Source organism: Thermus sp. H19.2 (assembly GCF_054979525.1).
In genome coordinates this window covers 922502-948668 of sequence record NZ_CM143429.1, presented here as the reverse complement: position 1 = coordinate 948668, position 26167 = coordinate 922502, and the positions used below count along the sequence as shown (strand labels likewise).

Sequence of the window (26167 nt, the reverse complement as noted above, 5' to 3'; positions counted from 1 at the left end):
CGCGCGCAAGATTATGCACCCCTATCCGGCTAAGCGGTATAAGTTCGCCGGAACGCCTTGGCGCCCCCTCCCCTTTGTGCTAAGCTCATCCCTCGGGTACGCGATGCCGCCGAGAAGAGACCTGAAGAAAATCCTCATCATCGGATCGGGGCCCATCACCATCGGGCAGGCCGCCGAGTTCGACTACTCCGGAACCCAGGCGGTGAAGGCCCTAAGGGGGGCAGGGTATGAGGTGGTCCTGGTGAACTCCAACCCCGCCACCATCATGACCGACCCCGAGCTCGCCGAGCGCACCTACGTGGAGCCCCTTACCCTGGACTCCCTGGAGAAGATCCTGGCCGAGGAGCGCCCCGACGCCCTCCTCCCCACCCTGGGAGGGCAGACCGCCCTCAACCTCTCCATGGCCCTTTACGAGGAAGGCATTCTGGAGCGCTACGGGGTGGAGCTCATCGGGGCCAAGGCCGAGGCCATAAGGAAGGGGGAGGACCGGGAGGAGTTCCAAAAGGCCATGCGGAGGATCGGCCTCGAGGTGCCCCGGGGAAAGATGGTGGGGAGCGTGGAAGAAGGCCTCCACTTCGCCCGGGAGGTGGGGTATCCCGTGGTGGTCCGCCCCTCCTTCACCCTGGGAGGCACGGGGGGCGGCATCGCCAAGGACGAGGCCGAGCTTAAGGAGGTCTTGGGGCGGGGCCTCCTCCTCTCCCCCGTCCACACGGCGCTGGTGGAGGAGTCGGTCCTGGGCTGGAAGGAGTTTGAGCTGGAGGTGATGCGGGACCACGCGGACACCGTGGTGGTCATCACCAGCATCGAGAACCTGGACCCCATGGGGGTCCACACCGGGGACTCCATCACCGTGGCCCCCGCCCAGACCCTCTCCGACGTGGAGTACCAGAGGATGCGGGACGCCGCCAAGGCGGTGATCCGGGAGATCGGGGTGGACACCGGGGGGTCCAACATCCAGTTCGCCCTCCACCCCAAGACGGGGCGGATGGTGGTCATCGAGATGAACCCTAGGGTCTCCCGCTCAAGCGCCCTCGCCTCCAAGGCCACGGGCTTCCCCATCGCCAAGATCGCCGCCCTCCTCGCCGTGGGCTACCGCCTGGACGAGCTCCCCAACGACATCACCCGCAAGACCCCGGCCTCCTTTGAGCCCACCATCGACTACGTGGTGGTGAAGATCCCCCGCTTCGCCTTTGAGAAGTTCCAGGACCTCCCCAACACCCTAGGAGGGCTCAGGGACGAGCTTTCCACCCAGATGAAAAGCGTGGGGGAGGTGATGGCCATGGGCCGCACCTTCAAGGAGGCCCTCCAGAAGGCCCTAAGGGGCCTGGAGCGGGACGTAAGGGCCCTGGCCGGGGTCAAGACGGAGGAGCTTGCGAAGAAGCTCTACCCCAACCCCGACCGCATCTACGCCGTCATGGAGCTCCTAAGGCGGGGGATGCCCGTGGAGGAGCTCCACCAGGCCACCCGGATAGACCCCTGGTTCCTCCACCAGATGAAGGAGATCGCCGAGGCCGAGGCCTGGCTCAGATCCCACCCCCCTAAGGACCGGGAGGACTTTCGCTTCTACAAGGCCCTGGGCCTTTCCGACCGGAGGATGGGGGAGCTTTTGGGAAAGGAGGAAGGGGAGGTGCGGGCCGAGAGGAAGGCCCTCGGGGTGGTCCCGGTCTACAAGACCGTGGACACCTGCGCCGCCGAGTTCGAGGCCTACACCCCCTACCACTACTCCACCTACGAGGCGGAGGACGAGGTCTGGCCCTCAGAGAAGCCCAAGGTGGTGATCCTGGGCTCGGGGCCCATACGGATCGGCCAGGGGGTGGAGTTCGACTACGCCACGGTCCACGCCGTCTGGGCCCTGAAGGAGGAGGGGTTTGAGACCATCATGGTGAACTCCAACCCCGAGACGGTCTCCACGGACTACGACACCGCCGACCGCCTCTACTTTGAGCCCCTGACCCTGGAGGACGTCCTCAACCTGGTGGAGCACGAGAAGCCCCTGGGGGTCATCGCCACCTTGGGGGGACAGACCCCCCTAAAGCTCGCCCGGGGCCTGGAGGAGGCCGGGGTCAGGCTCCTCGGCACCCCCTTTAGCGCCATCCACCTGGCGGAGGACCGGGAGGCCTTCCACGCCCTCTGCCAAAGGCTCGGCATCCCCCAGCCCGAGGGCCGGGTGGCCCAGACCCCGGAGGAGGCCCTAAGGCTTGCGGAGGAGGTGGGCTTCCCCCTCTTGGCCAGGCCCAGCTACGTGCTGGGCGGGCGGGCCATGCGGGTCCTGTGGAGCATGGCGGAGCTAAGGCGCTACCTGGAGGAGGTCTACGAGCCCCTGCAGGAGAAGCCCTCCATCCTCTTGGACCGCTACCTGGAAGGGGCCGTGGAGCTGGACGTGGACGCCCTCTCCGACGGGGAGGAGGTGCTGATCGCCGGGGTGATGGAGCACGTGGAAAGGGCCGGGGTCCACTCCGGGGACTCGGCCACCCTCCTTCCCCCCGTCCACGTGCCCGAGGGGGCCCTGGAGAAGGTGCGGGACTACACCCGAAGCCTAGCCTTAGGCCTCGGGGTGCGGGGGCTTTTGAACGTCCAGTACGCCGTGGTGGGGGAGGAGGTCTACGTCCTCGAGGCCAACCCCCGCGCAAGCCGCACCGTGCCCTTCGTGTCCAAGGCCATCGGCCTCCCCTTGGCCAAGCTTGCCGCCAAGATCGCCGTGGGCAAGACCCTAAGGGAGCTCGGCATCCGGGAGCTGGACCCCGTCCCCCCCTACTACGCCGCCAAAGAGGTGGTCATCCCCTGGCTCAAGTTCCCCGGGGTCATCCCGGTCCTGGGCCCGGAGATGCGCTCCACCGGGGAGAGCATGGGGATAGACCGGGACCCTTACCTGGCCTACTACAAGGCGGAGCTTGGGGCGGGGCAGAGGCTTCCCCTGGAGGGGAAGGTGCGCTTCCTTGGCGAGGGGCTCAAGGGCGATGACCTCGCCCGCCTGGAGGAGCTAAAGGAGGCCTACCGGGAGGCGGGCTTCGCCCTCACCGAGGGGGAGGACTACGACCTCCTCATAAGCCTCGTCCCCGACCCCGAGCTGAGGCGGGCCGTGGAGCGGGGCCTGCCCTTCATCACCACCCGGGAGGGGGCCTGGTGGAGCCTGCAGGCCATCCTGCGGGCCCGGGAGAAGCCCCTTTCCGTCCTAAGCCTCCAGGGGTGGCACCGGGTGTACAATGGGGGCCAATGAAGCTGGTCATCGCCATCGTCCAGGACACGGACGCCCCCGGCCTCACCAAGGCCCTTCTGGAGCGGGGCCTCCAGTCCACCAAGCTGGCCTCCACCGGGGGGTTCCTCCGGGAGGGGAACACCACCCTCCTCATCGGCCTCGAGGACGACCGGGTCCCCGAGGTCCTGGACCTCATCCGGGAGAAGTGCCGCACCCGCACCCGCCTGGTGACCCGGGGCCTCCCCCTCTCCGAGGCCCCCGACCCCTTCCTGGCCCAGCCCGTGGAGGTGCAGGTGGGTGGGGCGGTGGTCTTCGTCCTGCCGGTGGAAGGCTTCTTCAAGGTATGAGGGCCATATGGCTCCTCCCCCTTCTGGGCCTGGCCTTGGCCCAGATCGCCAGGCCCGTGGAGGAGTTCCAGAAGGCCCTGGGTCCCCTGCCCCCCGGGGCCAGGGTGGAGGTGGAGGCCAAGGGGGGCCGCCTTCTCGCCGCCCGGTACCAGGGCCCCGAGAACGCCTCCTTCCTGGCCCGTTTCCTGGAGAGGGCCACGGGGATGGGCTTCGCCGGGCCCTTCCTGGACTGGTACGGCAAGAACCGGGAGGCCCTGCGGGGAAAGCGCCTCACCCTCCACCTGGGGGACGCCTTCCTCCTGGAGCTCGCCCTAGGCCCCTCCCTCACGGCCCGCCTCGCCCCCCGGGAGGTGCCGGAGGGCGCCTTCGGCCAGGACCGACTGGTCCTGGGGGAGAAGGGGCCCTTTCTTCGGGTGTTTTCCGACTTCCAGTGCCCCTTCTGCCAGCGCCTGGCCCGGGAGGTCCTCCCCGCCCTGAAGCCCCGGGCGGAGAAGGGCGAGCTCCGGGTGAGCTACCGCCACTTCCCCCTCACGGAGATCCACAGGGAAGCCCTCCCCGCCGCCACCGCCAGCGAGTGCGCCCACCGGCAGGGGGCCTTCTTTGCCTACCACGACCGCCTCATGGAGGGGCGCCTTGGGGACTACCTGGCCCTGGCCCGGGAACTGGGCCTGGAGGAGAAGGCCTTCGCCGCCTGCCTCAAGGACCCCTCGGCCAAGGCCCCCGTGGAGGCGGACCGGGCCCTGGCCCTGAGGCTCGGCCTCCGGGGCACCCCCACGGTCTTCGCCGGGCCCTACTGGGTGCCCGACCCCTTTGACCTGGGAAGGGTGCTGGACTACCTGGAGCTCGCCCGCTAAAGTGGGCGGGGTGGAAGGCGCGCTTTTCCTCCTCAAGGACGCCAAGGGCCGGGCCTTCCTGGTGCGCCTACGGCCCGGAGGGGTGTTCCACCACCACCGGGGGACGGTGCCCCACGAGGCCATCCTCGAGGCCGGCCCCGGGGGGGTGGTGCGGACCCACCTGGGGGAGCCCCTTTCCGTCCACCGCCCCACCCTGGAGGAGTACGTCCTCCACATGAAAAGGAGCGCCACCCCCACCTACCCCAAGGACGCCAGCGCCATGGTGGCCCTCCTGGACCTGGCCCCGGGGATGCGGGTCCTGGAGGCGGGCACGGGCTCGGGGGGGCTTACCCTCTTCCTGGCCCGGGCGGTGGGGGAAGGGGGCCTGGTGGACACCTACGAGAAGCGCCCCCACCACCTGGAGCAGGCCATGGAGAACATCCGGGCCTTCTGGACGGCGGACAACATCCGCTTCCACCAGGGGGGCCTGGAGGAGGCCGAGCTTCCCCGGGAGGCCTACCACGGGGTGGCCCTGGACCTCATGGAGCCCTGGAAGGTGCTCAGGAAGGCCACGGAGGCCCTCCTCCCGGACCGCTTTTTGGTGGCCTACCTCCCCAACATCACCCAGGTCCTCGAGACCCTGAAGGAGGCGGAAGGGCTTCCCTTGCGGCTGGAAAGGGTGCTGGAGGTGGGCTGGCGGGAGTGGGAGATTAGGCTTCCCGTGGCCCACCCCCGCTTCCAGCAGGTGGGGCACACCGCCTTCCTCCTCGCCCTGAGAAAATGGAAGGCCTCCTGATCCACGCCGTCTTGAGGGAGCTTGAGAAGGAGCTCCCCGCCCAGAACCTGGGCCTCGCCTTCCCCGAGGAGGGGACGGCGGCCCTCCTCCTCAAGGGGAAGACGGGGCGCATCTTCAACCTGGTCCTCCGCTACCGCCCCCCCACCCCGAGCCTGGCCCTGGAGGGGGGCACCCTCCTTGGGGACCCCAAGACCCCCTTCCAGAGGCAGCTCCAGGCCCGGGTCAAGGGGCCCTTGGTGGAGGCCAGGCAGCTCAAGCTGGACCGGGTGGCCTTCTTCCGCTTCGCCGGGGAAAAGGGGTTCGTGGACGCCCCCCCTTCCGTCCTGGTCCTGGAGGCCACGGGCAGGAACGCCAACCTCCTCCTCCTGGACGAGGAGGGCCGGATCCTCGGGGTGGACCGGGTCATCACCAAGGAGGTGAACCGCTACCGGGAGCTCAGGCCCGGCCTCCCCTACACCCCCCCGCCCCCCTACCGGAAGCTGGACCCGAGGACGCTGACCGAGGCGGACCTCAGGATTCTTTTGGGAAAGCCTCTGAAGGAAGCGGCGCGCCACGTGGACGGGATCGGGAAGGCGCTCCTCCTCGAGCTTTCCAGACGGGCGGGCCTCACCCCCGAGACCCCCTTGGACGAGGAAGGGCTTGGGCGGGTCTTCCAGGCCCTGAGGAGCCTGGTGGAAGACCCCTCCTGGCGGGCGGAGCTTTCCCAGGAGCTCAGGCGGCGCTTCGCCGAGGAGGAGAAGGAGGCCTTGAGGAAGCCCCTCCTCGAGGCCCTGGAGCGGGAGAAGCGGACCCTTCTGGCCCGCCTTTCGGACTACCAAAGGGCCCTGGAGCGCCTGGAGGAGGCGGAAGACCTCCGGCAAAAGGCCGACCTCCTCCTCGCCCGGCTCAAGGAGGTGCCCAAGGGGGCGGAGCGGGCGGTCCTGGAGGGCTTTGACGGGAGCCCCGTGGAGATCCCCCTAGACCCCGGCCTCACCCCCCAGGAGAACGCGAAGAAGCTCTACCAGCGGGCGAGGCGCCTGGAGGAGCTGGCGGAGAGGGCCCTGGACCTCATCCCCAAGACCGAGGCCCGGGTGAGGGCCCTGGAGGAGGAGATGGCCCGGGTGCGGGAGGCCTCCTTGGAGGAGCTCCTCCAACTTTCCCAGAAGCCCAGAAAACGGGAGCCCAAGCTGGGCCTCCGCTATACCTCCCCCTCCGGCTTCCCGGTGCTGGTGGGCCGGAACGCCAAGGAGAACGACCTCCTCACCCGGCTCGCCCACTCGGAAGACCTCTGGTTCCACGCCCAGGGGGTGCCGGGAAGCCACGTGATCCTGAAGGCCGAGGGGAAAAACCCCCCCCTGGAAGACCTCCTCTTCGCCGCCCGGCTCGCCGCCTACCACTCCAAGGCCCGGGGGGAGAGGCAGGTCCCGGTGGACTACACCCGCAAGAAGCACGTCTGGCGGCCCCGCAAGGCCCCCCCCGGCCAGGCCCTCTACACCCAGGCCAAGACCCTCTTCGTGGAGGGCACCCTTCCCCCGGAGGCCCCGGAGGAGTAAACTCGGGCTTCGTGAGGCGCGTGATGTTCCACGCCAAGATCCACCGGGCCACCGTGACCCAGACCGACCTCCACTACGTGGGCTCGGTGACGGTGGACCAGGAGCTTCTGGAGGCCGCCGGGATCCTGCCTTTTGAGCAGGTGGACGTCTACGACATCACCAACGGGGCCCGGCTCACCACCTACGCCCTTCCCGGGGAGCGGGGCTCGGGGGAGGTGAGGATCAACGGGGCCGCCGCCCACCTGGTAAGGCCGGGGGACCTGGCGATCCTCGTGGCCTACGGGGTCTTCGAGGAGGAGGAGGCGAGGCGCCTCAGGCCCACCGTGGTGCTGGTGGACGAAAGGAACCGCATCCTCGAGGTGCGCAAAGGGTGAAGCGCCTAAGGCTCTACCTGGAGCTGGTCCGCTTTGAGCACACCCTCTTCGCCCTGCCCTTCGCCTATGCGGGGATGCTCCTGGCGGCGGGAGGGTGGCCGGGATGGCCCACCTTCCTCCTGGTCACCCTGGCCATGGTGGGGGCCAGGACCATGGCCATGGCCCTGAACCGCCTCATCGACTGGCGCATAGACGCCCTGAACCCGCGCACCCAAAACCGCCACCTGCCCAAAGGCCTCGTGAAGCCCTGGGAAACCCTCCTCCTCGCCCTCTTGGGCCTCGGCCTTTTGGTCTACGCCGGGCTCCGCCTAAACCCCCTCACCGCCCGGCTCCTTCCCGTGGCCGTCTTCTTCCTCACCTTCTACAGCTACACCAAGCGCTTCACCTGGCTTTGCCACTACGTTTTGGGCCTCACCATCGGGGCGGCCGCCGCTGGGGGCTGGATCGCGGTCACGGGGAGCTTCGCTCCCACGGCCTACTGGCTTTGGGCCGGGGTGGGGCTCTGGATCGCCGGGTTTGACATCCTCTACGCCACCCAGGACTATGCCTTTGACCGGGCCTATGGGGTGCAAAGCGTCCCCGCCCGCTTCGGGATTCCTAGGGCCCTCGCCGTGGCCCGGGCCACCCACCTCCTCGCCTGGATGGCCTTCCTCCAGGCGGGCCTCGCCTACGGGGCGGGGGCCTTTTACTACCTGGGCCTTTTCCTGGTGGGGGGGCTACTCCTCGTGGAGCACCGCCTGGTCTCCCCCGAGGACCTTTCCAGGGTAGAGGTGGCCTTCTTCCAGGCCAACGTGGGGGTGAGCCTGGGGATGTTCCTCTTCATCGTCTTGGACCTGTGGCTAGCGTAGCCCACCCATCCATGGCCAGGGGGGGCTTCCCGTAACCTTAGGGTATGGAAGGCATCCGCAAGGCGGCCGAACGGGCGGCGCGGGAGTTTCTGGACCTCTTCCCCATGGAGGGGGGAAGCCTCTTCGTCCTCGGGGGCTCCACCAGCGAGGTCCTGGGGGAGAGGGTGGGGACGAGGCCGAGCCTCGAGGCGGCCCACGCCCTCCTGGAAGGCCTCCTCCCGCCCCTCCTGGAAAGGGGGGTGTGGGTGGCGGTCCAGGCCTGCGAGCACCTGAACCGGGCCCTGGTGGTGGAGCGGGAGGCGGCCCGGGCCTTTGGCCTGGAGGAGGTCACCGTCTTCCCCCACCCCAAGGCGGGAGGGGCCTTGGCCACGGCGGCCTTCTTGCGCTTTAGGGACCCGGTGGTGGTGGAGTCCCTAAGGGCCCAGGCCCACGGGGGAATGGACATCGGGGGCGTCCTCATCGGCATGCACCTCCGCCCCGTGGCCGTGCCCCTGAGGCTTTCCCTGCGGAAGATCGGCGAGGCGGTGCTCCTCGCCGCCAAAACCCGGCCCAAGCTGGTGGGCGGGCCCCGGGCGGTCTACACCCGGGAGGAGATGCTCAAGAAGCTGGAAGAATTTCTTCCAAAACCTCCCTGAACATGGCGGCCACCCCCAGGGCCTCGTAGCGGTCGTAGGCCCCCATGAGGGAGAGGCGGAAGATCCTGCCCTTCAAGGGCCCCTGCCCCCCGGCGATGACCGCGCCCCTCCTGGCGAAGGCCTCCTTCACCCGGGCGTAGGGCACCCCTTCCGGTAGGTAGAAGGCGGCCACGGCGGGGCTTTTCTCCTCGGGGACAGGCCTCAGGCCCCACTCCTCCCCCACCCCGTAGAGGAGGGCGTTCTGCCAGGCCTTGAGGGCGAGGTGCGCCTCCAGGCGGGGAAGCACCTCCTGCAAAACGGCGGCCACCGCCAGGACCAGGTTGATGGCCGGGGTCCAGGCGCTCTCCCCCTCCTTTTGGGCCCTGAGCTCCCGGGCGAGGTCCAGGTAGTAGCCCCTGGGCTTCAGGCGCTCCAGGGCCCTTGGGGCGAGGGCCACGAAGCCGAGGCCCGGAGGGCACATGAGGCCCTTCTGGCTCCCCGAGGCGGCGGCGTCCACGCCCATGGCCTCGAGGGCCACCTCTCCCACGAGGAGGCTCGTCACCATGTCCGCCCCCACGAGGCCCTCGGGGTTTTTCTCCTTGAAGGCCCGGGCCAGGGCGGGGAGGTCGGCGAGGGCCCCGGTGGAGGTCTCGGAGTGGACCAAAAGAAGCCCCGCGTACCCCTCCTGGGCCACCTCCTCGGGGCGGGGCACCTTCCCGTAGGGGTAGTCCAGGCGCTTTGCGGCAAGCCCCGCCTCCAGGGCGATCTCGTAGAAGCGCTCGGAGAACTTGCCGTAGACCGGCACCAAGACCCTCTCCCCGGGGGCGAAGAGGTTCTTCACCAGGGCCTCCATGGCCAGGGTGCCGCTTCCCGTGAGGATCAGGACCTCCCCCTCGGTGCGGAAGGCCTCCCTTAGGAGCCCCCGCGCCTTCAGGAACACCTCCCGGGCGGCCTCGGTGCGGTGGTGGAGCTGGGGGCGGGAAAGGGCCTCCAGGGCCTTGGGGTGCAGGCGCACAGGTCCTGGGGTGAGGAGCCAGTCCATGGGAGCAGTTTAGCGGAAGACCCCGCCCACCAGGCGCTGGCGCACCCGGCCCGTCAGGAGGAGGAGGCCGAAGAGGATGGCCCCGGGCCGGGGCGGGTCGCCGGGCACGTAGACGTCCACGGGCACCACCCGGTCCACCCCGCCCGCCACCTCGAGGCTTTCGGCGAAGACGCCCCCGGAGATGGCCTCGTTGCCCACCGCCACCACCCCCTTGGGCTCGGGCATGGCCTCGTAGGTGCGCAAAAGGGCCTCGGCCATGTTGCGGCTCACCGGCCCCGTGACCAAGAGGGCGTCGGCGTGGCGGGGGGAGGCCACCACGGAGAAGCCGAAGCGGCCCATGTCGTGGAAGGGGTTGCCGAGAAGGGCCACCTCCGAGTCGGCGAGGCCGGTGTCCCCGGCGCTCACCTCCCGGAAGGCCAGGGTGGGCAGGGCCAGCTCCTTCCGGGGAGGGGGCGGCGGCCCCGGGTCCAGGAAGGTCCCCCGCTCCAGGTCCACGCGTTGAATAAGGTCCTCCCGCCGGGTCACGGCCACCTCGAGGCCCTTCTCCTCCCCCACCGCCTCCGGGTGGGCGAGGGCGCACCGCCCGCACCCCACGCACCGGGCCAGGTCCAGCTGGAAGAGGCCTCCCTCCTCCCGGAAGGCCCGGCTCGGGCAGAGGCGGAGGAGGTGGGCCCGCCTTTCCGGGGAAAGCCCCTCGGGCTTAAGCCGAGGGTAGCCAAAAGCGTGGTCCGGCACCCGGAGGATCTCCGCAAGCTTTCGGGTCAGAAGACCCAGGCGCAAGGTGGTCACGAGGCCCATCTCCTCCTCCTAAAGGTCGTTTCCCGCATAGGAAAGGTCAAAGGACTTGTTGCAGAGGGGAAAGTCCGGAAGCCCCTCTCCCCGCACGGCAAGCTCCAAGGCCCGCCAGTTCTTGAAGCTCGGGTCCACCCCCTCCGCCAAGGCCACCCGGCCCCCCTTCAGGCGCACGAACCAGAAGACCTCCCCCCGTCCGGCCTCCACCCGGGCCATGGCCTCCCCGTCCCCTTCAGGCACCTCCCGGAAGAGGGGACCTGGGGGAAGGCTTTCCAGCAAGCGCAGGGCGTGGCCCAGGGCCAGGAGGGCCTCCTCGGCGTAGACCTGGGCCCGGGCGAGAACGTCCCCGCCCTGCCGCACCACGGGCCGGAAGCCCGGGTAATGGGGGTCCTCCTCCCGGAGGTCGCGGGCCACCCCGCTCGCCCGGGCCGTGGGCCCCACAAAGCCTAAGGCCCGGGCTTCCACCTGACGCACCCGGCCCACGTAGCGCATCCGGTCCAGCACCTGGGGGTGCTTGAGAAGGCGGGGGAGCAGGCGGGCGAGCTCCTTCTGCTGGGCCCTCAAGGCCTCGAGGTCCGCCTTCCCTTCCCGCCAGATCCCGCCCACCCGCAGGAAGTTCCGGCCGTAGCGGTGGCCGGTGAGCCGGTCCACCTCCCCCTGCAAGAGGGCCCGCACCCGCCCCACCTGGGTGGCCCCGAAGGCGTAGCCGACGTCCGTGAAGAGCCCCGCCAGGTGCCCCAGGTGGCCGAAGGCCCGCTCCAGCTCCAGGACCGCCCGCCTAAGGGCCTGGGCCCGGGGTGGGGCCTCCACCCCCATGGCGGCCTCCCAGGCCTCTGCGAAGGCCAGGGCGTGGGCCACGGGCTCGCTCCCCGCCCGCTCCACCAGGAGGAGGGCCTCCTCGGGGCCCTTGCCGGGCAAAAGGGCAAGAAGGCCCCGGTGCTGGTAGCCCAGGCGGATCTCCAGGTGGAGGATCTTCTCTCCCAGGACGCTAAAGCGGAAGTGGCCGGGCTCAATGATCCCCGCGTGCACCGGCCCCACCGGCACCTCGTGGAGCTCGGGGAAGAGGCGAAAAACGTAGGGAAGGTCGTGGCGGCGCAGGGGCTTGAGCTCGGGGTGGCCCTGGGGCACAAGGCCGTGCCGCTCCCAGATGGCCCGCTCAAACCAGTCCAGGGAGGGGAACTCCGCGGCCAGGCTTGGAAAGCTCTCCTTCGCGGGGTGGCGGAAGACCTCCAGGGCCTTGGCCCGCTCCACCGCGTACACCAAAGCCTCCCCATCCCAGAACACCGCCACCGGCCGCCCCTGGCGCAGAGCCTCCCTCAAGGCTTCCACAAAACCACCCCCAAGGCCTTAAACACCTCCACGGGGGGCATGGCCCCCAGGAGAAGAAGCGCGGCCAGCAAAACCCACAGGGGCCAGAGCACCCCCCCTTCCCGGCGGACGGGGCGCCCCGGGCCAAACCCCATCTGCCCCATGGGGCCGAGGAGGCCCAAGAAGGCCAGGCCCACCCCCCCCAGGTAAGCCAGGCCCAGCCAGGGAACGGCCAGGGCGGCCTTTGCCGCCTGGAACTCGGCGAAGAAGAGAGGGAAGGGGGGAAGCCCCCCCAGGGCCGCCAGGGCCAGGACCAAGGGCCAGCCCACCCCGGGCCAAGCGAAGGCCAACCCCCCCACCTGCCGCACCTCCTTGGCGTGGGTGGCCTTGTGGACGGCGCTCGCCCCCAGGAAGGCCAGGGTCTTGGCCAGGGAGTGGGCCAGGGTGTGGAACAGGGCCAGCCAGGGCAGGCCAAGCCCCAAGGCCAGGGTGGCCAGGCCCATGTGTTCCATGCTGGAGTAGGCCAGGAGCCGCTTGTACTCCTTCTGGCCGTAAAGGAAGAGGGCCGCCCCAAAGAGGCTCAGGAGGCCGAAGGCCAAGAGAAGCTTCTGGGCGAAGGGGAAGAGCCCGGCCGCCTCCAGGAGAGCGGTGTAGCGGAGAAGGGCGTGGAAGGCCACGTTTAAGAGGGTCCCGGAAAGGAGGGCCGAAGCCGGCCCCGGGGCCTCGGCGTGGGCATCGGGAAGCCAGGCCTGCAAGGGGAAAAGCCCCACCTTGGTGCCGAAGCCCACCAGGAGCAGGGCGAAGGCCACCTTCAGCCCCTCGAGGTTCACCCCGGGCATCCGGGCCCGGGCCTCGGCCCAGTCCAGGGTGGCCCCTCCCAGGAGGGCGTAGAGCAGGATGACGCCAAGAAGGCCCAAGGCGATGCCCACGCTTCCCAGCATCAGGTACTTCCAGGTGGCCTCGAGGGCCCTCGCCCCGCCCCGGTGGTAGATGAGGAGGGCCGAGGCCAGGGTGCTCCCCTCCACGAAGACCCAGAGCACCCCCAGGTTGTGGGCCAGGTAAGCCCCGTGCACCGCCACCAGGAAAAGGGCTCCGGACCAGTAAAAGCGCCAAGCCTCTTCCCGGGGAAAGTAGCCCTGGGCGAAAAGGGCCACCAGGGCGAAGAGCCCATCGGTTAGGAGAAGGTAAAAAAGCCCCACGCCGTCCAGGCGGAAAGGGCCCTCCGCCAGGCCCAAAGAAGCCCAGGCCACCCCCGCGGAAAGCAAGGCGCCCCCCGCGGCCAAAAGCGGCAAGGCCTTGGGGTCCCGACGCCCGAGGAAGGTCAAAAGCGGTAGCGCCACCAAAAGATAGAGCACGTTCACCCCCTGAGCGAGCGCATCCGCGCGGTGTCCACGTGGCCCAGCTCCCCCTTGATGCGGAAGATGAGGACGCCCGCCAAGAAGACCGCGGCAAAGGCGTCCAGGGCCACCCCAAGCTCCACAAACAAGGGCAGGCCGTGGCTTTCCGCCAAGGCCAGGAGGAAGACGCCGTTTTCCAAGGCCAAGAAGCCCAGCACCTGGCTCACGGCCTTCTTCCGGCTCACCATGGAAAGGGCCCCCAGGAGCACCAGGGCCAGGCCCACCGGCACCCCCTGGGGCAAGGGGGCCGTGGGAAGCACAAAGGCCCGCCCCACCCGGAAGGCCAAGGCCGTGAGGAGCCCCGCCAGAAGCAGGGAAAGGGTCACGGAGAGGTAGCCCTCCACCTCGTGGCTCACCTCCAGGCGGTCCAGAAGCCAGAAGAGGTAGGCGGGGATGAGCATCCCCTTCACCAGGAAGAGCGCCACCCCCGCCAGGATGAAGTGCACCTCCCCGCGGGCCAAGAGAAAGGCCAAGGCCGCCAAAAGCAGGTTCTGCAAGGCATAAAGCCGGATGATGGCGTCCAGGCTCCTCCGGCTCACCATGAGAACGCCGGTGGCCAAGACCGCCAGGGTTAGGGTGTGCGCTACCTCCATACCGCCCCCAGCATGGCCAGCACCCCAAAGAGGGTGTTGTAGGAGAGGAAGTCCGGTAGCCGCAGGTACCGGAGCTTCACCCCGTAGGTTTCCAGGTAGCCCAGGGCCAGAACCCAAAGCCCCGCCACCCCCAGGAAGAGAAGAAGGGGAGGCCCGGGAAGAAGCAGGGCCATAAGGGCCGCATAGAAGAGCATCTTTACCCCCACCGCCAGCTCGTAGAGGGCCAGGAGGGGGCCCCCGTGGTCCAGAAGCTGGGCCTCGTGGACCATGGTGAGCTCCAGGTGGGTGGTGGGGTCGTCTACCGGCATCCGCGCCCCCTCGGCGAGGAGGGCCAAGGCCAAGGAGGCCAAAACCAGAAGAAGTACCAGGGCGTTTTCAGGGCTTAGGGTGGGAAGGCCCGCCAGGGAAAACCCCTCCCCCATAAGGGCTGCCGCCCCCAGGGCCAGAAGGGTGCCGGGCTCCGCCAGCGCCGTCACCAGCCCTTCCCGGTAGCTCCCCTGAGCGCCGAAGGCGCTTCCCGCATCCAGGGCCGCCAGCATCTGGAAAAACCGCCCCAGGTTGAGGAGGTAGAGGGCCAGAAAGAGATCCCCCGCAAAGCGAGGCCCCGGCAGGTAGGGCAAGAAGCTCGCCGCGGCCAACGCCCCCAAGAGGGCGAGAACCGGCCCCAAGAGGAAAAGGGGGGTGCCGGCCTCGGGCCATACCCACGCCTTTCCCAAAAGCTTGGCCAGGTTCCGGTACTCCACCAGGGGGCTAGGCCCCAGGCGGTGGGTGAGCCGGGCCTTGAGCCACTTCACGCTCCCCGTGAAGAGGGGGGCGAGGAGGAGAAGCAAAAGGGCGCTCACAGCAACACCCCCCCCAGCACCAAGACCAAGGTAAGGAGTTGCAAAAGCAGGTAGAAGTGCAGGCTTCCCGACTGGAGCCCTTGGAAGCGGTAGCTCAGCCGGGCGTAGAAGCCCCCTATGCCCTGGAAGAGGTTCTCCAGGGGCTCCTCGAGGCCCGGCCTTTCCGCCTCCCTTAGGCGCACGAAGGGGAAGAGGCGCAAAAGGGGCTGGCTAAAGCCCAAGCCCGTGGGCTGCATCCGCGGGGAAAGGGGCCGGTAACCGCAGTCCCAGGTGGCGTACACCCGGTGGGGCAGGCCCTGGAGGCGGCGGTAGAGAAGGTAGGCCACGGGTAGGAGAAGGAAGAGGAGGCCGTTGGGGTAAACCCCCGCCCCCAGGGGGGAAAGGGCCCAGCCAGGCCCCAGGGCCAAAAGGAGGAGAAGGCCGGAGAGCACCCCTAAGCCAAGCCGCATCCCCGGGCCCAGGTGCCACGAGGCCGGGCCTCGAGGAAACCCCAGAAAGGCCAGGCCGAAAAGGCGCACGTAGTAAAACACCGCCAGGGCCCCCACCAAGGCCAAGGCCCCCGCCCCCAGGGAAAGCCAGGATTTTTCCTGGATAAATCCCAAGTATAAGGACCACTCCGCCAGGAAAAGGGGGCCGGGCGGAAGCCCCGCCGCCACCCCCATGCCCCAAAGAACCAGGGCCCCCAAGACCGGGGACTGGCGCCACAGACCCCCCAGCCGGGAAAGCCGGCGCTCCCCCAACGCCCCCACCCCGAGAAAGAGCAGGCCCTTAAAGAGGGCGTGGGCCAGCTGGTGCAGGAAAAAGGCCGCCTGAAAAAGAGGATGGCCCGTGAGGAAGTACCCTCCCAAGGCCGCCAGCATCAGCCCCAAATTTTCCACGCTGGAATAGGCCAGGGCGGCCTTGAGGTCGTCCTCGGCCAGGCCCCGCACCAGGGCGTACACCGCCCCCCCAAGCCCCAGGCCCAGAAGGACCGGGCCCACCCAACCGGGGGGCGGGCCAAACCAGTAGGCAGATTGGTAAAGCCCCAGAAGGCCCAGTTTGGTCATGGCCCCGGAAAGAAGGGCGGAAACCGGGCTGATGGCCACGGGGTGGGCCCGGGGAAGCCAACCGTGGAAAGGGAAAAGGGCGGCCTTTACCCCGAACCCCAAGAGCAACCCTAACCAAAGAAGGTCCTCGCCCACATGCCCCTGGCCGAGAAAGGCCAGGTAAAGGCCCGCGCCCGAAAGCCGGCTGGCGAGGAAGAAGGCCTGGGCTCCCGGCAGGGCCTTGGCCCCCTCGAGGGCGATGAGCGCGTAGCCCAAAAGGGCCATGCCTTCCCAAAGGAAGAGGAAGGCGTAACCCGGGGGCACCAGGGCCACCCCGGCCATGGCTCCCAGGAAAAGGGGCACGAGCAAGGCGTAGGCCCGCCCGTGGAGGGCGTGGTGGTCCAGGTACTCGGGGAGGTAGGGGGCCACGCCCAGGGTGAGAAGCCCAAGGAGCAAGAGGTAAAAGGCCCCGGCCCCCTCCCCCAAAGCCCAGCCCACCCCTCCCGCCAAGCCCAAGGCCAGGCCAGCAAGCCCCAAGGGGTAGGCCCCAGCCCGGGGAGCGCGCAGGCCCAAGAGGCTGGCCATGCCCAGGCCGAGGCCCGCCAAGGCCAAAAGCGGGATCACACCCCCTCCCTCAAGGCCTTCAGCCGTTCCTGCTCCGAGGCCAGGTGCCGCTGGAACAAACGGCGTCCCAGATCCAAGAAAGCGTAGACCTCGGGGTCCGCCACCCCGTAGTAGACCAGGGTCCCCTGCCTTCGCGCCCGCAAAAACCCCCGCTCCCGCAGAAAGGCGAGTTGCCGGGAGAGGGAGGACTGCTCCACCCCAAGCTCCTCCTGCAGGGCGGACACGCTCTTCTCCCCCTGGCGCAAGGCATCCAGGATAGCCAAACGCAAGGGGTGGGCCAGGGCTTTAAAAAACTCGGCCTTATACCGATGGAGGGCGTCGGGCATGGCTCCTGCTCCTTAAAGCGTGTATGCGCAAATGCGCATATAGGAATGCTATGACCTGCAGGCGCCTCCTGTCAAGGAGAAACCCGGCCAGGTAGCCTAAGGGCGTGACCTGGGCCCTGCGCTTCCACACCCCCCAGGGCAGGGAGTTCACCCTCCCCCTGCCCCAGACCCTCCCGGGGCAGGAGGTGGGGGAGGTCTCCCTTTCCCACAAGCCCCTGGAGGCCCTCGAGGCCCGCGGGAACCTCCTCGCCCGCTTCGCTCTGAAGGAAGGAGAGGCCTTGGAGGTCCGTTTCCGGCTCCGCACCGTGCCCCTCGAGGCCAGCCCTCCTTGGCGGGAAGCCCTCCTCCCAGAACCCCCTGAGGCTTGGCCCGGCATCCTCGCCCACCGGGGGCACCGGGTGGAAAGGGCCCTGGGCTTCCTCCTCTCGGGAAGGCCCCACACCTGGTTCTTGGTGGACGGCCTTCCCTTGGACCCCTTCCTCTTCCAAGGCCTCCGGGAAAACCCCGCCCTCCTCTTCCCCTTAGGGGTGGCCCCGGACCCCCGCCTCTACTTGGGCGGCCACGAGGGCAAGCGGCTTCTTCTCTTTCGGGAGCCTTGGCCGGGGGAGGAAGAGCTCCCGTGGAACGAGCTCAAACCCTTGGGCCTAGACCCCCTTCCCCCGGCCCGGGCCCTGGCCTTCCTGAGCCTCGGGATCTCCGCCTTGGGCCTTGGCACCGGGCCCTGGCCCTACCTTCCCTACCTCGCCCTCCTCGCCTTGCGGCAGGGCCCCGCCCTGAAGGCCCTTCTCCCCAGGAGCCCCCGCCACGCCTTGGAAAGCCTCCTCTTTCACGCCTTCGCCCTCTCCGTAACCCACGACCCCAGGCCGGAGCTCGGCCTAGGGTACCTGACCCTTTTCCTCTGGAACCGGCTCAGGCCTTCCTCTTGAGCTCTTCCAAAATCTCCCGAAGGAGCCTGACCTCCTCAGGGGGCTCCGGGGGAGGGGTTTCCTGGGCTGGCTTCTGGAAGCGCTTTTGCGCCCGCTGCATGGGCACCACCACCAGGAAGTAAACGGCCGTACCCACGATGAGGAAGTTGAGCAGGGCGTTCAAAAACTTGCCCAGAGCGACGGGCCCAAGCTTAATGCCCGAGAAGTCCGGCGCCCCACCCAGGGCACCAATGAGAGGGGTGATCACGTCCGCCACCAGGCTGTTCATCACCTGGCCGAAGGCCGTGCCGACGATCACGGCTACCGCCAGATCCACCACATTTCCCCGCATCAGGAAATCCTTCAAACCCTTCCCCATAAAGACCTCCGCGAAGGAACCCGGTCCGCCCAGAACGATCAAGGGCCGTTGCAAAAACTGGCGGGCCCGGAGGGATTCGAACCCCCGACCGACCGCTTAGAAGGCGGCTGCTCTGTCCTCTGAGCTACGGGCCCAAGCAAGGGAGCCGGGGCATAAGCCCCGGCCCTTTGGAGCGGGAGACGGGACTCGAACCCGCGACCCTCGGCTTGGAAGGCCGATGCTCTACCAACTGAGCTACTCCCGCGTGGTCGGGGCGGCCCGATTTGAACGGGCGACCCCCTGCTCCCAAAGCAGGTGCGCTACCGGCCTGCGCTACGCCCCGGAGGCCGTGGCCACCCAGAGGCCACGATAGCACCTCACCCTAGGAGGGTCAAGGCGTGCTATCATGGCCCCATGCGCTTAGGACCCCTGGAGATCGTCCTCATCCTTCTGGTCATCCTCCTCCTCTTCGGCGCCAAGAAGCTTCCCGAGCTGGCCCGGGGCATCGGCCAGTCGGCGCGGGAGTTCAAGAAGGGCCTGCAGGAGGGCGAGGAGAAGAAGGAAGAGCCTAAGGCCTGAAGGCCCCCTGGGGCACGGGCATCCCCCCGTGGGCGTAGAGGCGGTAGCCCGTGGGGCGCACGTAGGCCGCCAGGGCCAGGCCGTACGCCTGGGCCAGGGCCACCGCCTGGGCCGTGGCCCCCGTCCGGGTCGCCAAAAGCACCGCCCCCATCCCAATGGCCTTGGCCACCATCTCCCGGCTCGCCCGCCCCGTGCTGGCCAAAAGCACCGGCGGCCTCACCCCCTCCAAAAGCATGTACCCCGCCAACCGGTCCACGGCGTTGTGCCGCCCGATGTCCTCGTTCAGGTAAAGAAGCCGCCCCTCCAGGTCAAAAAGGGCAGCCCCGTGGATGCCCCGGCTCCTCCGGTAGGCCCGGGCCTCCGCCTGTAAGGTGGCCAGAAGCCGGAGGGGAAGGGCAGGGTCCAGGGCAACGGGAGGAAGGGGGGAAAGCCTGGGCTCCCCGTGACGGAGGCCGGCGGCGCAGCCGCTGTCCCGCACCCCCAGGGCCTTCTCGGGCTCGTAGGGAAGGTCCAGAAGGACCATCCCCTCCCCTACCCTGAGCTGTACCCCCTCCAGGCCCCGCAGAACCCCGCTCAGGAAGAGGTGGCCCACCGCCAAATACACCTCCTCCCCGGGGGTGTAGGCCAGGACCGTCCAGGGCCTACCGTTCACCACGAGCAGGAGGCTTCCCTCCTCGGGGAGGGGGAAGTCCTCCGGGGTGAAGGTACCCCGCTCAAAGCGCCACATGGGTACCTTCACCCTAGCCCAAAGGGAGCGGGAAACACGGTAAGCGCCTCCACCTTGCTCCCCCAGGCCCGGCGTGGGGGTTAAAGCCGCTTCAGAACCTCCTCCGCCTCCTTGTAGCCCGGCTTGAGCTTCAGGGCCTCCTGGCACTGGTAGCGGGCCCCTTCTTTGTCCCCCAGCTTCTCGTTGGCCAGGCAGAGCCCGTAGCGGTACTCCGCCCGCTTGGGCTCGAGGCGCACCGCCACCGTGAGGCGGCTTTTCGCCCTCGGGTAGTCCCCGAGGGCCAGGTAGACCTGCCCCAGGTAGTAGTAGGCGGCGGGGAAGCGCAAGGGAGCGAGGGCGATGGCGTTTTCCAGGGCCACCCCCGCCTCCTTGGTCCGCCCCAGGGCGAGGTAGGCCTGGCCCAGGGTGTACCAGCCCTCGGCGTCCAAGGGCTTCAGCCGATGGCCCTCCTCCAGGACCTTCGCCGCCTCCTCCGCCTTCCCTTTCAGGAGGAGGGCCGAGGCGTAGCGCACCCTGAGGTCCGGGTCCTTGGGGGCCTGCTCCAGGGCCTTGGCGTACTGGGCCAGGGCCTCGTCCAGGCGGCCCATGGAGAGGTAGAGCTCGGCCAGGGCGGCCCGCACCCCGGGGCTTTCCTCCAGGGCCAGGGCCTTCTTAAAGGCCTCCTCCGCTTTTTCCGGCTGCCCCAGGAGGGCGTAGACCAGGCCCCGCTGGGCGAAGAGGGCGGAATAGCGGGGGTTGACCTTCTCCGCGTCCCGGAGCACCGAAAGGGCCTGCTCCAGGTAGCCCCGGGCCTTCTCCCGGTCCTCCGAGGCCCGGTAGAGGGCCACGTAGGCCTCGGAGAGGACCATGTACCCCCCGATGTAGCGGGGGTTTTTGGCCACCAATCCCCTGGCGTTCTCCAAGGCGGGGTTGAAAAGGCCCATCTTCAGCTGGGCCCGGGCCAGCCAGTAAAGGGCGTCGGGGTTGGCGGGGTTTTCCTTGGCCGCCCGCTCAAACAGGGCCAGGGCCGCCTCGTACCGCCCGAGGGCGTAAAGCTGCACCCCCATCTTCAGGGGGTCCTGCTGCACCTGCCCCGCCGGGGGCGGGGGGGTCTGGGCCCAGCCGGAAACCCCAAGCAAACCGAAGGCGACAAGCAACCAGCGCATCTTTCCCTCCTACAGGACAAACCTCGTCAAGTCCGGGGAGGCGAAGACCTCCTCTAGCCGCTTCTCCACGTAGGCCCGGGTGATCTCCACCCGTCCCAGGTCGGTCTGGAAGCTCACCTCCTCCAGCACCCGCTCCAGCACCGTGGCCAGCCGCCTGGCCCCGATGTCCTCCAGCTCCTGGTTGGCCCGGTGGGCCGCCTGCGCGATGGCCCAAAGGGCCTCGTCCTCAAAGACGAGCTCGGTGCCGTCCGCCTTTAAAAGCTCCGTGTACTGGCGGATGAGGGAGTTCTCCGGCTCCTTGAGGATGCGGTAGAACTCCTCGGGGCCCAAGGGGGAAAGCTCCACCCTTATGGGAAACCGCCCCTGGAGCTCGGGGATCAGGTCCGAGGGCTTGGCCACGTGGAAGGCCCCGGCGGCGATGAAGAGGACGTGCTCCGTGGAGATGGGGCCGATCCTCGTGGAGACCACCGTGCCCTCCACGATGGGAAGCAGGTCCCGCTGCACCCCCTCCCCGGAGACGTCCGGCCCCACCGTGCCCTCCTTCCGGGCCACCTTGTCGATCTCGTCGATGAAGACAATGCCTTCCTCCTGGGCGCGGCGCCTCGCCTCCTCCTTAAGCTCCTCCTTGTCGATGAGGCGCTCGGCGTGCTGGTTCTTGAGGACCTCCCGGGCCTCCTTCACCGTCATCCGCTTGCGCACCGGCCGCTTGGGGAGGAGGCCTTTCAGCATCTCCCCCATCCCCCCGAAGCCCTCCCCTCCCAAGACCCCCATGAAGGGCAGGGAAACCTCCTCCTCCACCTGGACCTCCACGGAAAGGGCGTCCAGGCGACCGGAGCGCACCTCGGCGGGCGAGGCCCGAAGCAGGGTGGCGAGCTCCTCCTCGGCAAAGGCCAAGGCCTTCTCCTCCACCTTCTTCTTCATCTCCTCCAGCACCAGCTGGTAGCTGGCCTCCGCCAGGTCCCGAACGATGGCGTCCACGTCCCGGCCCACGTAGCCCACCTCGGTGAACTTGGTGGCCTCCACCTTCACGAAAGGCGCCCCGGCGAGGCGGGCCAGGCGCCTCGCGATCTCCGTCTTCCCCACCCCCGTGGGCCCGATCATGAGGATGTTCTTGGGGGTGACCTCCCGGGCGATCTCCGGAGGAAGCTTCTTGCGGCGGTAGCGGTTCCTCAGGGCCACGGCCACCGCGCGCTTGGCCGCCTCCTGGCCCACGATGTGCTTGGAGAGCTCCCGGACGATCTCGGCGGGCGTCAGGTTCATGCTTCCCCCAGGGTGAGGACGGTCACCTGGCCCGAGGTGTAGAGGTCCACCTCGGAGGCGATCCTTAGGGCCTCCGTGGCGATCTCCTTGGCGGAAAGCCCCGTGTGCCGGTAAAGGGCCTTGGCGGCGGCGAGGGCGTAGGGGCCGCCGCTGCCCACTGCCAAAAGGGGCTCCTCCGGGGCGATCACCTCCCCGCTTCCCGAGAGGAGGACCATGCTCTCCCGGTCCGCGGCCACGATCATGGCCTGGAGGTGGCGGAGGACCCGGTCGGTGCGCCAGAGCTTGGCCGTCTCCACCGCTCCTTTGAGGAGGTTACCCTTGGCCTCCTTGAGCCTCTCCTCAAAGCGCTCCAGGAGGGCCATGGCGTCGGCCACGCCCCCGGCGAAGCCCACGAGGACGCCTTCCCCCACCTCCAGCTTCCGCACCTTCACCGCCCCCCGCTTGAGCACGGTCTGGCCGAAGGTGACCTGGCCGTCGCCGGCGAGGGCGGTGACCCCGTCCTTGCGGACGGCGAGGATGGTGGTGCCGTGAATCTCCACGCCGCCAAGATACCCCCTAGGCATGAGAGGGGCGTTAGGCTAGGCGGCCGAGGGCCTCCCAGGCCCCCTCCCGCTCAAAGAGGACCCGCCCTTCCCTGAGGGCGGCCGGGACCACGCCCAACCCCTCCTTCAGGGCCTCCCTAGCCTCGGCCAAGGTGTAGGGGAAGACCTCCACCCGGCGCACCCCTTCCGGGCGGTAGCGCACAAGCCTTTCGGGAAAGGGGAGAGGGGTGTCCCGGAGGAGGATGAGGAGGTCGGCGTCGCTGAAGGCGGTGGCCTCCCCCCGGGCCAGGGAGCCGAAGAGGACCACGGCGAGGACCTCGGGACGCTCCCCCAAGGCGCGGGCGGCCCGCATCACCTCCCTCAAGCGGGCCTTAGGGTCAAAGCGGAAGATGCGGGTCAAAGCTTTTCCTCCACGAAGGCCAGGATCCTTTGGGCTAGGTCCAGGGCCTCTTCGGCCTCGAGGCGGGTGTAGTGCCGGGCGGCGGGGCCCGCCGGGTGGGCGTCGGGGTAGCGGGTGGGGATGTAGCTCCCTTGGGCGTGGCGGAGGTTGTGCCTTGCCTGCTCCAGCCAGTCCCGCGCGCGGTTCACCCTCCCATTATCCCACGGAGACCCACGGCACACACCCCGCCCACCCCTTCCCCTAGACTGGTAAGGGTGAAGGCCAAGACCCTAGGCGAACTCAAGCGCACCTACCCCCTGGAGAAGCTCCGCCGCGCCGTGAAGGACGAGGCCAGGGAGAACCTAAGGGAGAAGCTTAGGCGCGGGGAGAGGCTTTTCCCCGGCATCCACGGCTATGAGGACACGGTGATCCCCGCCCTGGTCCAGGCCATCCTGGCCAAGCAGAACTTCATCCTCCTCGGCACCCGGGGGCAGGCGAAAAGCCGGATCCTCCGTAGCCTCACAAGCCTCCTGGACGAGGAGGTGCCCGCCCTCGCCACGGAGCTTCGCGACAACCCCCTCCACCCCATCTCCCCCGAGGGGAGGCGCCTTCTGGAGGAGGCCGGGGACGAGGCCCCCATCCTCTGGCTTTCCCGGGAGGAGCGGTACGTGGAAAAGCTCGCCACCCCCGACACCACCGTGGCCGACCTCCTGGGGGACATGGACCCCATCAAGGCGGCCCGGCGGGGCACGGGGATGGCGGACCTGGAGAGCATCCACTACGGCCTCCTGCCCCGGGCGAACCGGGGGATCTTCGCCGTGAACGAGCTCGCCGACCTCGCCCCCAAGGTGCAGGTGGCCCTTTTCAACATCCTCGAGGAGGGGGACGTCCAGATCCGGGGCTACCCCATCCGGCTTCCCCTGGACGTCTGGCTCGTCTTCACCGCCAACCCCCAGGACTACACCGCCAGGGGCCGGATCGTCACCCCCCTCAAGGACCGGATCGGGAGCGAGATCCGCACCCACTACCCCCGCTCCCTGGAGGAGGGGGCCCGGATCAGCACCCAGGAGGCCTACGTGCCGGAAGGGGTCCTGGTCCCGGAGTGGGTGAGGCTTTCCGTGGAGGCCGTGGCCTTCGCCGCCCGGGAGGACCGCCGCGTGGACCAGACGGCGGGGGTCAGCCAGCGCCTCGCCATCAGCCTTTTGGAGGTGGTGGCGGCGAGCGCCGAGCGCCGCGCCCTCCTCCACGGGGGGAGGCCCGTGGCGAGGCCCCTGGACCTCTACCAGGGGCTTCCCGCCATCACCGGGAAGCTGGAATTGGAGTACGAGGGGGAGCTCCAGGGGGCGGAAAAGGTGGCGCGGGAGATCGTGCAGCGGGCCTTCGGCATGGTCCTCCCCCGTTACCGCCTGAGGACCGAGCCCATCGTGGCCCACTTTGAGGCGGGGAACCTCCTCACCCTCCCCGAAGGGGACCTGGAGGGGGCCCTGGAGGCCATGGCCGGGGTCCCGGGGCTTCTGGAGGCGGCCCGGGCCCTGGCCGAGGGGGAAGCCCCTGAGGTTTTGCTTTCCGCCGGGGAGTTCGTCCTCGAGGGCCTGGTGGGGAGGCGGAAGCTCTCCCGGGGCGAAGCCAGCTACCAGGCGGCGGAGAGGCCGAGGAGCTATGGCAACTAGCCTGGAGCGGGATAAGGAGGCGGTTCTAAAGGCCCTGGCGCCCCTTCTCCAGGGCACGGGGACGAGGCTATTCCTCTTCGGCTCCTTCGCCCGGGGGGAGGGTAGGCGGGCCTCTGATTTGGACCTCGCCCTCCTCTCGCCCACGCCCCTCGCCCCCCTCATGCCCCTCCTCCGGGAGGCCCTGGAGGAGGCCCCCGTGGTGCGGCGGGTGGACCTCGTGGACCTCGCCGAGGCCGAGCCCGCCTTCCGGGAGCGGGTGCTTAGGGAAGGGGTTCTATGGGCCGAGTTCTAGAGCGGATCCAGGTCGCGGAGAAGGCCCTCGCCACCCTTAAGGAGCTCGCCTTCCTGCAGGACCCGAGCCCCATTGAGCGGGACGCCGCCATCCAGCGCTTTGAGTACACCTTTGAGGCCTTCTGGAAGGCGCTTCAGGCCTACCTCCGGGAGGTGGAGGGGCTGGAGGGGGCAAGCCCCAAGGGGGTCATCCGCCTGGCCCGGGAGGCGGGGCTTTTGGGGGAGGAGGAGGCCCGCCTGGCCCTCGGCATGGTGGACGACCGCAACCTCACGGTCCACACGTACAACGAAGCCCTGGCCCGGGCCATCTTCTCGCGGCTTCCGGACTACGCCCGGCTCATGGAAAGGATCTTGAGGAGGTTGCAAAGATGAAGGCCATCCGCTACAGCCGCTACGAGGGAGGCCTGGAGGAGCTTTCCCCCGAGGAGATCCTCTCCCTCCTGGAGGACTTCCTCCTGGACTCGGGGTTTTCCGACCCCTTCCAGCGCTACGACCCGGACCCCGAGCGCGCCCCCACCCTCGAGGACCTCTACGACGCCCTCCTCCAGGCCCTCCTCAAGAACGAGCTCGTCCCCGAGGACTGGCTCCGCGAGGCCCGCTTCGCCCACCGCAAGGAGGAGACGAGGCTCTACCAGGCCATCCAGGGGATGATCCGCAAACTCCAGGAGGCGGGCTACCTGCGCCTTCCCGGGGAGGACCCCACGGACCCCACCCAAGGCGGCTACCGGGGCGAGGCGGGGGAGGCCCGCTTGGAGCTCACGGAGAAGGCCTCGGACTTCCTGGGCCTGAAGAGCCTCCGGGAGCTCCTGGGCGCCCTGGGCCGCAACCCCCCGGGCCTCCACCCCACCCCCCACCACGCCCCCGGGGTGGAGAAGACGGGGGAGACCAAGCCCTGGGAGTGGGGGGACCCCTTGGACCTGAACGTCCCCGAGACCCTGAAGAAGGCCGCAGCCAAGGGGCTGGAAAACCTCTCCCACGAGGACCTGGTGATGGATCTCGCCGAGTACACCGCCAGCATGAGCACCGTGGTCCTCCTGGACTGCTCCCACTCCATGATCCTCTACGGGGAGGACCGCTTCACCCCGGCGAAACGGGTGGCCCTCGCCCTCGCCCACCTCATCCGCACCCAGTTCCCCGGGGACCGGGTGCGCTTCGTCCTCTTCCACGACACCGCCGAGGAGATCCCCCTCTCCAAGCTCCCCCTGGCCCAGGTGGGCCCCTACCACACCAACACCAAGGCGGGGCTGGAGCTCGCCCGCACCCTCCTCAAGAAGATGGGCGGGGAGATGAAGCAGATCATCCTCATCACCGACGGCAAGCCCTCGGCCTTAACCCTCCCGAGCGGGGAGATCTACAAAAACGCCTGGGGCCTGGACCCCCTGATCCTCGCCGAGACCCTGAAGGAGGCCACCTTGGCCCGGCGGGAAGGCATCCCCATCCACACCTTCATGCTGGCCCGGGAGCCCGAGCTTTTGGCCTTCGTGAAGAAGCTCTCCCAGATCACCCGGGGCAAGGCCTACCTCACGAGCCCCAGGAACATCGGCAGGTACCTCCTCCTGGACTTCCTCAACAAGAAGGTGCGGAGGAACTGATGGGCCCCTTGCGCCTCGCCCTTCTCCTGGAGCGCCTGAGGCGCCCCAAGGCTTTCCCCAGGCCCCTCCCCGCCCTGGTGCGGGAACACCATGAGGTGCGCACGCCCCTCTCCCTGGACCTCCCCTACTACGCCGCCCGGGGCGAAGGGGGCTACGCCCTCATCCCTTGGGACCGGTACATGGAGGAAGCGGAGAGGAGGCTGGAGGAAGCGGCCCACCTCTAGCCCTTC

The 26167-nt window shown here is 68.9% G+C and carries 30 protein-coding genes and 3 tRNA genes; 15 read left to right on the top strand and 18 right to left on the bottom strand.

Going from position 1 to position 26167, the window contains the following annotated elements; translation table 11 throughout:
• Positions 1–103 precede the first annotated feature (103 nt).
• From carB to ACY5J6_RS05110, 8 genes are read left to right on the top strand one after another with little or no spacing between them, the layout of a single operon-like run.
• A complete protein-coding gene (gene carB / locus ACY5J6_RS05145) occupies positions 104–3217 on the top strand; it encodes a carbamoyl-phosphate synthase large subunit (protein WP_462846298.1) in 3114 nt (1037 codons plus the stop codon).
• Positions 3214–3543 (top strand): cyclic-di-AMP receptor, encoded by a 330-nt coding sequence (locus ACY5J6_RS05140; protein WP_054637906.1) that lies wholly within the window; start codon positions 3214–3216, stop codon positions 3541–3543. Before carB ends, ACY5J6_RS05140 begins: the two co-directional genes overlap by 4 nt.
• A complete protein-coding gene (locus ACY5J6_RS05135; protein WP_462846297.1) occupies positions 3540–4397 on the top strand; it encodes a DsbA family protein in 858 nt (285 codons plus the stop codon). Before ACY5J6_RS05140 ends, ACY5J6_RS05135 begins: the two co-directional genes overlap by 4 nt.
• Positions 4398–4407: 10 nt before the next feature.
• Positions 4408–5172 (top strand): tRNA (adenine-N1)-methyltransferase, encoded by a 765-nt coding sequence (locus ACY5J6_RS05130; RefSeq protein WP_462846296.1) that lies wholly within the window; start codon positions 4408–4410, stop codon positions 5170–5172.
• Positions 5157–6704, top strand: a complete 1548-nt coding sequence (locus tag ACY5J6_RS05125; RefSeq protein WP_462846295.1) for an Rqc2 family fibronectin-binding protein — start codon at positions 5157–5159, stop codon at positions 6702–6704. The genes ACY5J6_RS05130 and ACY5J6_RS05125 overlap by 16 nt, the downstream gene beginning before the upstream one ends.
• A 23-nt stretch (positions 6705–6727) precedes the next feature.
• On the top strand, positions 6728–7078 hold the full coding sequence (panD, locus tag ACY5J6_RS05120) for an aspartate 1-decarboxylase (RefSeq protein ID WP_462846498.1): 351 nt from the start codon (positions 6728–6730) through the stop codon (positions 7076–7078).
• Positions 7075–7926, top strand: coding sequence for a menaquinone biosynthesis prenyltransferase MqnP (gene mqnP, locus ACY5J6_RS05115; RefSeq protein WP_462846294.1), 852 nt, complete (start codon positions 7075–7077; stop codon positions 7924–7926). Before panD ends, mqnP begins: the two co-directional genes overlap by 4 nt.
• 44 nt (positions 7927–7970) lie before the next feature.
• A complete protein-coding gene (locus ACY5J6_RS05110; RefSeq protein ID WP_462846293.1) occupies positions 7971–8561 on the top strand; it encodes a TIGR01440 family protein in 591 nt (196 codons plus the stop codon).
• Here the strand turns inward: ACY5J6_RS05110 and ACY5J6_RS05105 are convergent.
• The 8 genes from ACY5J6_RS05105 to ACY5J6_RS05070 are packed head-to-tail and all read right to left on the bottom strand — an operon-like array spanning position 8524 to position 16489.
• Entirely contained in the window at positions 8524–9582 is a 1059-nt protein-coding gene (locus ACY5J6_RS05105) for a pyridoxal-phosphate-dependent aminotransferase family protein (protein WP_462846292.1), read from the bottom strand. The genes ACY5J6_RS05110 and ACY5J6_RS05105 overlap by 38 nt on opposite strands.
• Before the next feature lie 9 nt (positions 9583–9591).
• Positions 9592–10380, bottom strand: a complete 789-nt coding sequence (locus ACY5J6_RS05100) for an NADH-quinone oxidoreductase subunit B family protein (protein WP_462846291.1) — start codon at positions 10378–10380, stop codon at positions 9592–9594.
• A 9-nt stretch (positions 10381–10389) separates the two neighbouring features.
• Positions 10390–11703 (bottom strand): hydrogenase large subunit, encoded by a 1314-nt coding sequence (locus ACY5J6_RS05095; RefSeq protein ID WP_462846290.1) that lies wholly within the window; start codon positions 11701–11703, stop codon positions 10390–10392.
• Positions 11691–13037: a proton-conducting transporter transmembrane domain-containing protein gene (locus ACY5J6_RS05090; RefSeq protein ID WP_462846289.1), complete on the bottom strand. Its 1347-nt coding sequence runs from the start codon at positions 13035–13037 to the stop codon at positions 11691–11693. The genes ACY5J6_RS05095 and ACY5J6_RS05090 overlap by 13 nt, the downstream gene beginning before the upstream one ends.
• 2 nt (positions 13038–13039) lie before the next feature.
• On the bottom strand, positions 13040–13672 hold the full coding sequence (locus tag ACY5J6_RS05085; RefSeq protein WP_462846288.1) for a hypothetical protein: 633 nt from the start codon (positions 13670–13672) through the stop codon (positions 13040–13042).
• On the bottom strand, positions 13663–14514 hold the full coding sequence (locus ACY5J6_RS05080; protein ID WP_462846286.1) for an NADH-quinone oxidoreductase subunit H: 852 nt from the start codon (positions 14512–14514) through the stop codon (positions 13663–13665). The genes ACY5J6_RS05085 and ACY5J6_RS05080 overlap by 10 nt, the downstream gene beginning before the upstream one ends.
• Complete coding sequence (locus ACY5J6_RS05075; RefSeq protein ID WP_462846284.1) at positions 14511–16163, bottom strand: proton-conducting transporter transmembrane domain-containing protein; 1653 nt, start codon at positions 16161–16163, stop codon at positions 14511–14513. Before ACY5J6_RS05075 ends, ACY5J6_RS05080 begins: the two co-directional genes overlap by 4 nt.
• Complete coding sequence (locus ACY5J6_RS05070; RefSeq protein ID WP_462846283.1) at positions 16160–16489, bottom strand: ArsR/SmtB family transcription factor; 330 nt, start codon at positions 16487–16489, stop codon at positions 16160–16162. The genes ACY5J6_RS05075 and ACY5J6_RS05070 overlap by 4 nt, the downstream gene beginning before the upstream one ends.
• 104 nt (positions 16490–16593) lie before the next feature.
• Between ACY5J6_RS05070 and ACY5J6_RS05065 the strand changes: the two genes are divergently transcribed.
• On the top strand, positions 16594–17415 hold the full coding sequence (locus ACY5J6_RS05065) for a hypothetical protein (RefSeq protein WP_462846282.1): 822 nt from the start codon (positions 16594–16596) through the stop codon (positions 17413–17415).
• On the opposite strand, the gene mscL is transcribed toward ACY5J6_RS05065, so the two are convergent.
• The 4 genes from mscL to ACY5J6_RS05045 all read right to left on the bottom strand — a co-directional run bounded on the left by mscL (position 17399) and on the right by ACY5J6_RS05045 (position 18095).
• Positions 17399–17773 carry a large conductance mechanosensitive channel protein MscL gene (gene mscL / locus ACY5J6_RS05060; RefSeq protein ID WP_462846281.1) on the bottom strand — a complete coding sequence of 125 codons (375 nt, stop codon included), beginning with the start codon at positions 17771–17773 and terminating at the stop codon, positions 17399–17401. The genes ACY5J6_RS05065 and mscL overlap by 17 nt on opposite strands.
• Before the next feature lie 58 nt (positions 17774–17831).
• Positions 17832–17907 (bottom strand) — tRNA-Arg (locus tag ACY5J6_RS05055).
• Between the two features lie 34 nt (positions 17908–17941).
• Positions 17942–18017: transfer RNA gene (locus ACY5J6_RS05050), tRNA-Gly, on the bottom strand.
• Between the two features lies 1 nt (position 18018).
• Positions 18019–18095, bottom strand: a tRNA-Pro gene (locus ACY5J6_RS05045).
• Between the two features lie 71 nt (positions 18096–18166).
• Between ACY5J6_RS05045 and tatA the strand changes: the two genes are divergently transcribed.
• Entirely contained in the window at positions 18167–18331 is a 165-nt protein-coding gene (gene tatA, locus ACY5J6_RS05040; RefSeq protein ID WP_448569877.1) for a twin-arginine translocase TatA/TatE family subunit, read from the top strand.
• Here the strand turns inward: tatA and ACY5J6_RS05035 are convergent.
• From ACY5J6_RS05035 to ACY5J6_RS05010, 6 genes are all read right to left on the bottom strand, one after another.
• Positions 18321–19058, bottom strand: coding sequence for a formate dehydrogenase accessory sulfurtransferase FdhD (locus ACY5J6_RS05035; RefSeq protein ID WP_462846280.1), 738 nt, complete (start codon positions 19056–19058; stop codon positions 18321–18323). The two genes, tatA and ACY5J6_RS05035, sit on opposite strands and share 11 nt — an antisense overlap.
• A gap of 80 nt (positions 19059–19138) precedes the next feature.
• The gene (locus tag ACY5J6_RS05030; RefSeq protein ID WP_462846279.1) at positions 19139–20203 is read right to left on the bottom strand and encodes a tetratricopeptide repeat protein; all 1065 of its coding nucleotides are present in this window, start codon (positions 20201–20203) and stop codon (positions 19139–19141) included.
• Positions 20204–20212: 9 nt separating this feature from the next.
• Positions 20213–21463, bottom strand: a complete 1251-nt coding sequence (locus ACY5J6_RS05025) for an ATP-dependent protease ATPase subunit HslU (RefSeq protein WP_462846278.1) — start codon at positions 21461–21463, stop codon at positions 20213–20215.
• Entirely contained in the window at positions 21460–22026 is a 567-nt protein-coding gene (hslV, locus tag ACY5J6_RS05020) for an ATP-dependent protease subunit HslV (RefSeq protein ID WP_462846277.1), read from the bottom strand. The genes ACY5J6_RS05025 and hslV overlap by 4 nt, the downstream gene beginning before the upstream one ends.
• A gap of 10 nt (positions 22027–22036) precedes the next feature.
• Positions 22037–22405, bottom strand: a complete 369-nt coding sequence (locus tag ACY5J6_RS05015) for a nucleotidyltransferase domain-containing protein (RefSeq protein WP_462846276.1) — start codon at positions 22403–22405, stop codon at positions 22037–22039.
• Complete coding sequence (locus tag ACY5J6_RS05010; RefSeq protein ID WP_462846275.1) at positions 22402–22593, bottom strand: HEPN domain-containing protein; 192 nt, start codon at positions 22591–22593, stop codon at positions 22402–22404. Before ACY5J6_RS05010 ends, ACY5J6_RS05015 begins: the two co-directional genes overlap by 4 nt.
• 66 nt (positions 22594–22659) lie before the next feature.
• On the opposite strand from ACY5J6_RS05010, the gene ACY5J6_RS05005 reads away from it, so the two are divergent.
• Genes ACY5J6_RS05005 through ACY5J6_RS04985 form a run of 5 tightly spaced genes read left to right on the top strand, consistent with a single transcriptional unit; the run spans position 22660 to position 26161 of the window.
• Positions 22660–24054 (top strand): sigma 54-interacting transcriptional regulator, encoded by a 1395-nt coding sequence (locus tag ACY5J6_RS05005; protein ID WP_462846274.1) that lies wholly within the window; start codon positions 22660–22662, stop codon positions 24052–24054.
• Complete coding sequence (locus ACY5J6_RS05000; RefSeq protein WP_462846273.1) at positions 24044–24346, top strand: nucleotidyltransferase family protein; 303 nt, start codon at positions 24044–24046, stop codon at positions 24344–24346. Before ACY5J6_RS05005 ends, ACY5J6_RS05000 begins: the two co-directional genes overlap by 11 nt.
• Entirely contained in the window at positions 24331–24717 is a 387-nt protein-coding gene (locus tag ACY5J6_RS04995) for an HI0074 family nucleotidyltransferase substrate-binding subunit (RefSeq protein WP_462846272.1), read from the top strand. The genes ACY5J6_RS05000 and ACY5J6_RS04995 overlap by 16 nt, the downstream gene beginning before the upstream one ends.
• Positions 24714–25937 (top strand): vWA domain-containing protein, encoded by a 1224-nt coding sequence (locus ACY5J6_RS04990; protein WP_462846271.1) that lies wholly within the window; start codon positions 24714–24716, stop codon positions 25935–25937. The genes ACY5J6_RS04995 and ACY5J6_RS04990 overlap by 4 nt, the downstream gene beginning before the upstream one ends.
• Entirely contained in the window at positions 25937–26161 is a 225-nt protein-coding gene (locus ACY5J6_RS04985) for a hypothetical protein (protein WP_462846270.1), read from the top strand. Before ACY5J6_RS04990 ends, ACY5J6_RS04985 begins: the two co-directional genes overlap by 1 nt.
• Positions 26162–26167: the final 6 nt, after the last annotated feature.